The organism is Vibrio sp. D173a, assembly GCF_030248475.1.
In genome coordinates this window covers 1-765 of record NZ_JAHGAH010001634.1, presented here as the reverse complement: position 1 = coordinate 765, position 765 = coordinate 1, and the positions used below count along the sequence as shown (strand labels likewise).

Sequence of the window (765 nt, the reverse complement as noted above, 5' to 3'; positions counted from 1 at the left end):
ATGATGATCAGGTTCTGTTTGAGTTTATTACGCTTGAGGGAGCACAGGCTGGCTTAAGCTGGATTACCATCTTGAAAAAGAGAGAGGGCTACCGCGCTGCGTTTAAAGGGTATGATTTAGAAACGCTGGCTGCGATGGATGAATCACATGTAGCCGGCATTATCGAACAATACGATGTAGTGAAGCACAAAGGGAAAATTGCCTCTGTGTTTGGCAATGCCCGTGCAGCGTTAGAGTTGCAGAAAGAGTTCGGCTCAATTTCCAATGCACTGTGGCAATTTGTCGACCATCAAGTCGTGATGAATCATTGGAAAGAGATGTCGGAAGTTCCGGCGTCAACCGAGCAGTCGAAGGCAATGAGCAAGTTTCTCAAGAAGCGCGGCTTTAAGTTTGTTGGAGAGACTATCTGTTATGCGTTTATGCAAGCTGTAGGCATGGTTAACGACCATTTGGTTGATTGCCCGAAAAGATAGCTACAGAGCTTTTTTGACACAAGACAGCGTTTCTTTGATATTAAGGTAGGGGGCATCACCAAACACAGCCTATTTAGTCTCTAGTGGAAAATGGACTAGTCTTTTCTATACTTTTCAATATTATATACGGCTGATGCGTAATATTTATAAAAGATTGTGAAAAGACAAAATTATCAAATATGTGAGGCCACCTATGATCCACTACGTAGGCAGTTTCACTTCAATGATGGTGAGGTTGAAACCCTTTGTCCACTTGAAGGAAAAGTCTTCCTTTTCTTATTACAGAACCTAG

Annotated in this window: 1 protein-coding gene; it reads left to right on the top strand. The window is 42.5% G+C overall.

The genetic code is table 11. From position 1 onward, the window contains the following. Window positions 1–473: DNA-3-methyladenine glycosylase I (locus tag KIV40_RS35245; protein ID WP_285354127.1), on the top strand; the 473-nt coding region annotated here is incomplete at its 5' end. Window positions 474–765 lie beyond the last annotated feature (292 nt).